This window comes from Streptomyces sp. NPDC005566 (assembly GCF_040605575.1).
GTDB lineage: Bacteria > Actinomycetota > Actinomycetes > Streptomycetales > Streptomycetaceae > Streptomyces.
On record NZ_JBEXDB010000018.1, the window covers coordinates 188,794 to 195,517 of the forward strand.

Consider the following 6,724-nt stretch of genomic DNA (forward strand, 5'->3'; position numbering starts at 1 on the left):
CGATGCGCACCCTGATCACCACCGCCTTCATCTCACTCGACGGCGTCGTGGAGGCCCCGGGCGGCGAGCCCGGCTACCGGAACTCGGGCTGGACCTTCAAGGACGTGGAGTTCCTCCCCGAAGCGTTCGAAATCAAGGGCCGGGAGCAGAAGGAAGCCTCCGCGATGCTGATGGGCCGGGCCAGCTACGAGGCGTTCAGCCCGGTCTGGCCGGGCATGGAGGACTTCGCCGACTACAAGGTCATGCCGAAGTACGTCGTCTCCACCACGCTCACCGAGGACGCACTGGTCCCGGACTGGGGCCCGACCACGATCCTGCGCTCGCTCGACGAGGTCGCCGCGCTGAAGGAGACCGAGGGCGGCCCGATCATCGTCCACGGCAGCGCCGCCCTCAACCAGGGCCTCTCGGACGCCGGCCTGATCGACCGCTACCACCTGCTCGTCTTCCCGCTCCTGCTCGGCGCGGGCAAGCGCCTGTTCAGCGCCACGGACAAGGACACCCAGAAGCTGCGGCTCGTCGAGCACGAGGCTTACCCCAACGGCCTGCAGAAGAACGTCTTCGACGTCGTCCGCTGAACAGGGCTCCTACAGGCCGCGAAGCGCCTCGTGGAGATCGTCGTAGATGCTCCAGCAGATGACACTGCCGTCCTCGGTCAGGCTGCCCATGTACCAGAGGGGGTCGTCGGCGGCCTTCACGATGCAGAGCCCGTGGAAATCCAGGACGATCTCCGGTCGGAGCCGTTCGTCCTGATCCGGCCAGCCCGTCACGACACGGTCGGTGTCGAGGGGGACGGCCCCCCGGTCACCGGAGACGTCGCGGATCTCCTCCAGGGTCCAGCCTGCCGGCAGCACCGCTCCGCCTGTCCTCGTCATCCCGTGATGATGGCAGAACAGTCGGCCCGCGCCTGGTCGAGGGCGGTAGGCATCGCCTGGAGCAGTACCCGCCGACCGGGTGTGGGTGAGAGCGGCCACGCTGCCTCAATGGCGAGTCGCTGCCGTGTGGACTGGGCGAGCCCAGTGGTGAATGGCCTGTTCGTCGGCGGCCACGACCTGCTTGCCGGATGGCTCATGGGCGGTTTCACGGTCGGTGTACGTCGCGCTGCGGGTCCGCACTGGTGCGTCAATCGTGTCGTCGGCAACGATCCGCCGAAGCCTTGTGTCTGCCTCGGCGGCCAAGCGCCGCACTTCAGGTGCGCGCGTGCTCGAGTCTGTACGTCCGAGCCCGACGGAAGTCGAGGTAGGCCAGCAGGATGATGATCACGGGTACGAGGGTGCACATCAAGCCCAGTCGCAGCTTGCCCTCGGCCAGAGCAGAGACCGCGACGATCACGACCGCACCACCGACGAACCCCAGGAGCTGCCGGTAGGAGCGGAAAGCCCCCAAGGCGGCGAACCCGGCATTGGGCTCCCCGGGCTCCTCGTCATCGAACGCCGCGCGTACAGGGTGCTCGGCATGTTCCTTCCTTGCCTGTCGCCAGGCAAGGAACCAGCGGGTGAGTAGGTAGAGGGCCAGCACACCGAGGTAGAACCACCACTCAGCTGGACTGTCGGGTAAGGAGCGAGCCAGTGTCATGGCATCCGCTTACCCCCGCTCCATGAAGGCAGACGACTCGGCATTCCGCCCGGTCCGCACATCCCGCTGGCTCTCGGCTATCAACCTGATAGGGCTGAGCGTGGGCGAGCGTGGCGTTGAAGCCCGGCAATGCTCCCGCGCCGCCTTCGGATCGCTGGGGGCGTACGCCGGGTGGTTATCGTCGTCTTGACTGTCGAAGACGTAGAAGAGGAACTCCTCGTCCAGGACAGTCTGGAGTCTCACCAGAGCGTCAACTGAGCGGGGTGAACAGGTGCGAACGGTATCCAGCCACGCAAAGAAGCGGATGCTGCTGTGCCGGCAGACCACGATTCGCTGCCCCACCCGAACTGTGGACTGACAGCGCAGGGCGTCCCAGGACACCTCGGGCGCCCGGCAGAGAGGTCGCCAATGCAGAAACCGGCCGCGTGTCGGCTCTGGGGGCATGCCCTTGTGCCGTTCGGACGAAGACGCACGACACCCGCCCGGCGAACATCGCCGGGCGGGTGTCGTGGGGGTGTGTGGTTCAGGCGGGGGTGATGTTCTCCGCCTGGGGGCCCTTCTGGCCCTGGGTGACGTCGAAGTTCACCTTCTGGCCTTCCTGGAGCTCACGGAAGCCGGAGCTTGCGATGTTGGAGTAGTGGGCGAAGACGTCGGGGCCGCCGCCGTCCTGCTCGATGAAGCCGAAGCCCTTTTCCGAGTTGAACCACTTAACGGTTCCACTGGCCATTTCGTCCTCCAAGGGGACTCGAAGTCGGCTACCGCACCTTGCGGACGCCGGAGGTGATCGCCTGGCCCTCAGGACGTCAACAGCAAAATCGCCCATGAACACGCTCACGGGCGACCGGTACCTCGGAACCATGACAGCTGACGCTGACGCTACACCGGCTCCAGCACCCTCGTAGCAGTAACGCCCACCTGGCAGAGGGCCCACATGGGCCGGGTGGTCGGGAGCCGACCAAGCACTCCCAGTCGGTCCGGGCACACTTTCGCTCTCTTCTACGAGCTGGCCGGTCTCAGCAGTGCCGTGGCCAGGGTGACCGCAACACCGGCAATCGCGCCGGCCGAGTAGCCCAGAGCTGGGCGCCAGTCCCTGCGGTCGGCGCCGGCCTTGACCGATATCCCGAGCGGCCAAGGCGACACGGCGCGTCATTGATCTCGCGGGCCCGCACGCGCTCTGCCATGGTCGAGAGCCTGGAGGCAAGCAACGGGCGTGGAGGCGACTCTCACGGTGCGTCACCCGGTGCGGCGGCGCCGCAGTTCCGTGTGCCACCCGGCTACTCGCTCGTCATCGGCCAGGTACGGCTCCCCAGGTCCCAGCCTCAGATCGATGCCGTACAGGAGGCGCAGCGCCCACAGGGACAGCGCATCCCACTCGAGGCTGTCGTCCGTGTACCAGCGCCCGGCCCATCGGTCAGCCGCATCCCTGCTGACACGCCCCTCGACCACGCCGGAGAACCACGCCTCGATCTCGTCCAGGTCCGGCTGATCAGTGCCCGTCATGGCCTCACCGCCTGATGCGGCATCAGCTTCTCAGGTCCTCGACGAAGGCCGCCCACGCGGCGGTCCGGAACACGAGCGCCGGGCCGCCGGGCACCTTGGAGTCACGGACGGGAACGATGCCGGGGCGGCCGTCTGTGACTTCGAGGCAGTCGCCGCCGCTTCCCCCGCTGTACGTGGACTTGTGCCACGTCGCCGTGGACAGGTCGTTGTCAGATCCGCTGGGCTTCATGGGCGTACTCCTCCGCCACCGAATTGATCAGGGCCAGGGACGCTTCCGGTGACAAGGCGCTGGCCACTACTAGATCGTAGGTCAGTTCGTAGTGCCGGACGAGTGCCGGATCATCCTGCAAGTGCCCAGTGCTCAAGCCCTGGAGGTAGGCGAGCGGAGGTGCGTCGGTGAAGGACATCAGCTTCAGCTGGCCTTCAAGGGCCGTGTGCGCTCCTGCCGAGAAGGGCAGCACCTGGACGATCACCCGATGTCGGCTGGCCAGCGCCGCCACGTGCTCCAGGGCTCCGGCCATCACCGCAGCCCCGCCCGACGTCCGGCGCAAGACCGCTTCATCCAGAACCATCCACAACATGGGCGTTGTTGGGTCGGTGAGGAGCTGGGCTCGCTCCAACCGAACTGCCACCAGCTCGTCGATCGCAGCCTCCGTGGCCGTCGGCCGATAGGCGCGGAACACCGCTCGCGCGTATGCCTCGGTCTGCATCAACCCAGGGATCAGCTGGGGTGCGTACTCGCGGATCGTCTCCGCCACCGCCTCCGCCTCCGCCGCCTCCGCGAAGTGGTCCGGGTACTTCGACTGCTTCAGCGCGGCACAGTTCCGCGCGAAGAACCCGCCCGCGTTCAGCACCCCGTCCAGCTTCTCGGCCTGGTCCGCCTGCATCCGTCGCGTCCCGGCCTCCAGCTGGCCGATGAAGGAGCCGCTGACGAACAGGGGTGTGCCCAGCTCGTCCTGGGAGAGGCCCTCGGTCTCCCGTCTGTGGCGGAGTTCGGCGCCGAGGAGGGCGCGGGGTGAGGACGAGGGATCGAGCTTCTTCGGCCCAGGCATGGCGACTCCCTGTGACACACGTGCGGGTGTTGGAACTGCACCTCTTCCACGGTAGCGAGGAATTGGACACGCTGAGTAGGCATGGCAACTACTCAGCGTGGAAATGGGAAGATCATGATGACGGCTACAGAACGGCGCAAAGAGGCAGCGGGCAGAGTGCGGGCGGCTGAGGACGCGGTGGCGCGCCTGCGGGCCGGGCTGGCGGGGGTCGGCGTGAAGCTGCCGTCCCTGCGGATCGACCCGGTGTCGTGTGCGGGCAGCGAGCCGGTGCCGTTGGTCGACCTCGGGCGCTGCACGATCGACACGGCGCTGCGGCTGAGTGACGAGCTGGCGGGGAAGAAGCGGGAAGCGGCGGCGGCTCATGACAGTTGAAGGACTGGAACCGTGCCTGCCGGAGCCCGGATCGTTCGCCGTGGACGGCCGCGACGGGCGGGTGGGCCGGGTGATGGGGCGCGTCGGACCGTACGTACAGCTGCGTCCGCCGGGCGGCGGGGCGGAGTGGGACTGCCCGCCCGAAGCCGTCCGGCCGGCCCCGCCGGGGCTGGTGCTGCGGGCCCGGGTGACGGAGATCAACCGGGAGGGCCGGTTGCCGTGACGGGGAGGGGCGGCAGTGCGGGCGCCCGGATGCGACGCCGCCCGGGCACAGCTGAACGGCGGGGGTCCGCCCGTGTGTCCGGGCAGACCCCCGCCTCTCGAGCGGTGACGCGTGGTGCTACATCAGGCGGTAGCTCGTGTAGTAGCTGTCGAGCTGGGCGTGGTAGCCCGGGTCGGCCGTGTGCTTGTGCCGGTCGAACTCCGGGGAGTCCTTGATCTGGTCCTTGGTCAGGTCGACGAAGATCTTCTGGTGTTCGGTGTCGATGCCCTTGACCGTGCCGGCGGGCAGCAGGACGTCCTTCCCGAAGATCCAGACGCCGGTGTCGACGACGAGGTAGGCCGAGCCCGCCTCGTCGGAATGCTTGTCGACCTTTCCTACGCTTCCGTCCGTCGCCTCGACCGAGTAACCGGTCAGGTCGGCGCCGGCGGTGTGGCCACTTGTCGGCTGGTAACCCCACAGATGGTTGTTCATCATTGGCTCCTTTCGCGACGGTATTTCGTGTTCGCTGATCCGTGTGCCCCCATTTCGGGAACGCATGCATGCCGTTCGACGAGAAATGGGGGATGCGGGTGGGCCCGGAATCACAGTCCGGGCCGACCCGCATCGTCAGTGTGGGTAAAGGCGTTCTACCAGCGGTACCACCGGCCACGTCGGCCGCCGCTCGCGGTCGGGCGGACGACAAAACCGATCAGCCACACGGCCAGGACGATAATGGCGATCCACCACAGTGCCTTGAGTGCGAATCCGGCACCGAAGAGAATCAGGGCGAGCAGAAGAACAAGTATCAGGGGAACCATTGTTATCAACCTCCAAGGCATCTGGTGCCCTTGAAGTAATTCTCTACACCGATCATCCATGGATTCTTTTTACGACCTTACGGTCGCCCCCGAGGGCCGGTGAAGGCCCGTGGCCGCCATCGGGGACGGCGGCCACGGGCCTTCACGGGTGGGGCGGGTTGCGGCCCGCAGGTGCCTCTCGTTACTTGGGGTCGCGGTCGAACTGTGCCTTCGACCAGCGGTAGCCGAGGACGGTGAGGCCCAGGCACCAGGCGAGGCTGATCCACCAGTTGTTGCCGATCTCGGTGCCGAGGAGGAGTCCGCGCAGGGTTTCGATGGCGGGGGTGAAGGGCTGGTACTCGGCGATCGGCTGGAACCAGCCGGGCATGGAGTCGACCGGGGTGAAGGCGCTGGAGATGAGCGGCAGGAGGATCAGCGGCATGGCGTTGTTGCTGGCCGCCTCCGCGTTGGGGCTGCCCATGCCCATCCCGACCGCGATCCAGGTGAACGCCAGGGAGACCAGTGCCAGCAGCCCGAATGCCGCGATCCACTCCAGGAAGGTGGCGTCCGTGGAGCGGAAACCCATGGCCACGCCGACGGCGCCGACGAGGACGACACTGATGATCGCCTGCAGCACACTGCCGGCGACGTGTCCGAAGAGCACGGACCCGCGGTGGATGGCCATGGTGCGGAAGCGGGCGATGATGCCCTCGGTCATGTCGCCCGAGACGGACACCGCGGTGCCGACCACGGTGGAGCCGATGGTCATCAGCAGGATGCCGGGGACGATGTAGGCGATGTACGCGGAGCGGTCCCCGCCGCCGATGCCGGCGCTCATGGTGTCGCCGAAGATGTAGACGAAGAGCAGCAGCAGCATGACCGGGGTGAGCAGCAGGTTCAGGGTGAGTGACGGGTAGCGGCGCGCGTGCAGGAGGTTGCGGCGGAGCATCGTGGACGAGTCGCGGACGGCAAGGGAGAAGGAGCTCATCGGACAGCCTCCTCGGGCTGGCTGGGCTTGGTGGGCTGGGTGGGCACGCTTGCGCCGGTCAGGGCGAAGAAGACGTCGTCGAGGTCGGGGGTGTGCACGGTCAGTTCGTCCGCCTCGATGCCGGCCGAGTCCAGCCGGTCGAGGACGGAGCGCAGTTCGCGCTGGCTGCCGTCGCTGGGGATCTGCAGGGACAGTGCCTCGTCGTCGCGGGTGATGTCGTTCAGGGCGGCGGCGGCGGACC

12 protein-coding genes and 2 pseudogenes are annotated in these 6,724 nt (G+C 67.4%); 3 read left to right on the forward strand and 11 right to left on the reverse strand.

Annotated features, from left to right (window positions below; translation table 11 throughout):
- Window positions 1–2: 2 nt before the first annotated feature.
- Complete coding sequence (locus tag ABZS61_RS27110) at window positions 3–575, forward strand: dihydrofolate reductase family protein (RefSeq protein ID WP_356426532.1); 573 nt, start codon at window positions 3–5, stop codon at window positions 573–575.
- 9 nt (window positions 576–584) lie between these two features.
- Here the strand turns inward: ABZS61_RS27110 and ABZS61_RS27115 are convergent, their stop codons facing one another.
- From ABZS61_RS27115 to ABZS61_RS27145, 7 genes and pseudogenes are all read right to left on the reverse strand, one after another.
- Window positions 585–872 carry a hypothetical protein gene (locus tag ABZS61_RS27115; RefSeq protein ID WP_356426533.1) on the reverse strand — a complete coding sequence of 96 codons (288 nt, stop codon included), beginning with the start codon at window positions 870–872 and terminating at the stop codon, window positions 585–587.
- 50 nt (window positions 873–922) lie between these two features.
- Window positions 923–1,112: pseudogene (locus ABZS61_RS27120) on the reverse strand (hypothetical protein); the annotation flags it as partial.
- Window positions 1,113–1,185: 73 nt separating this feature from the next.
- Entirely contained in the window at window positions 1,186–1,572 is a 387-nt protein-coding gene (locus tag ABZS61_RS27125; protein ID WP_356426535.1) for a hypothetical protein, read from the reverse strand.
- Window positions 1,573–2,095: 523 nt separating this feature from the next.
- Window positions 2,096–2,299, reverse strand: coding sequence for a cold-shock protein (locus ABZS61_RS27130; protein ID WP_010982331.1), 204 nt, complete (start codon window positions 2,297–2,299; stop codon window positions 2,096–2,098).
- A 506-nt stretch (window positions 2,300–2,805) separates the two neighbouring features.
- Complete coding sequence (locus tag ABZS61_RS27135) at window positions 2,806–3,072, reverse strand: hypothetical protein (RefSeq protein ID WP_356426538.1); 267 nt, start codon at window positions 3,070–3,072, stop codon at window positions 2,806–2,808.
- Window positions 3,073–3,094: 22 nt separating this feature from the next.
- Window positions 3,095–3,301, reverse strand: a complete 207-nt coding sequence (locus ABZS61_RS27140; protein ID WP_356426541.1) for a DUF397 domain-containing protein — start codon at window positions 3,299–3,301, stop codon at window positions 3,095–3,097.
- Window positions 3,282–4,124: a helix-turn-helix transcriptional regulator gene (locus ABZS61_RS27145; RefSeq protein ID WP_356426544.1), complete on the reverse strand. Its 843-nt coding sequence runs from the start codon at window positions 4,122–4,124 to the stop codon at window positions 3,282–3,284. Before ABZS61_RS27145 ends, ABZS61_RS27140 begins: the two co-directional genes overlap by 20 nt.
- A gap of 117 nt (window positions 4,125–4,241) precedes the next feature.
- On the opposite strand from ABZS61_RS27145, the gene ABZS61_RS27150 reads away from it, so the two are divergent.
- Both ABZS61_RS27150 and ABZS61_RS27155 read left to right on the forward strand, forming a co-directional pair.
- Window positions 4,242–4,496, forward strand: a complete 255-nt coding sequence (locus ABZS61_RS27150) for a hypothetical protein (protein ID WP_356426578.1) — start codon at window positions 4,242–4,244, stop codon at window positions 4,494–4,496.
- Complete coding sequence (locus tag ABZS61_RS27155; protein ID WP_351174530.1) at window positions 4,486–4,719, forward strand: hypothetical protein; 234 nt, start codon at window positions 4,486–4,488, stop codon at window positions 4,717–4,719. Before ABZS61_RS27150 ends, ABZS61_RS27155 begins: the two co-directional genes overlap by 11 nt.
- A gap of 117 nt (window positions 4,720–4,836) precedes the next feature.
- On the opposite strand, the gene ABZS61_RS27160 is transcribed toward ABZS61_RS27155, so the two are convergent.
- The 4 genes and pseudogenes from ABZS61_RS27160 to ABZS61_RS27175 form a co-directional block, all read right to left on the reverse strand.
- Window positions 4,837–5,190 (reverse strand): PRC-barrel domain-containing protein, encoded by a 354-nt coding sequence (locus tag ABZS61_RS27160; RefSeq protein ID WP_356426548.1) that lies wholly within the window; start codon window positions 5,188–5,190, stop codon window positions 4,837–4,839.
- Between the two features lie 155 nt (window positions 5,191–5,345).
- Window positions 5,346–5,516, reverse strand: coding sequence for a hydrophobic protein (locus ABZS61_RS27165; RefSeq protein ID WP_329208602.1), 171 nt, complete (start codon window positions 5,514–5,516; stop codon window positions 5,346–5,348).
- Between the two features lie 181 nt (window positions 5,517–5,697).
- Entirely contained in the window at window positions 5,698–6,483 is a 786-nt protein-coding gene (locus ABZS61_RS27170; RefSeq protein ID WP_356426552.1) for an ABC transporter permease, read from the reverse strand.
- Window positions 6,480–6,724 (reverse strand): annotated as a pseudogene (locus ABZS61_RS27175) (ABC transporter); the annotation flags it as partial. The gene ABZS61_RS27170 and the pseudogene ABZS61_RS27175, both read right to left, overlap by 4 nt.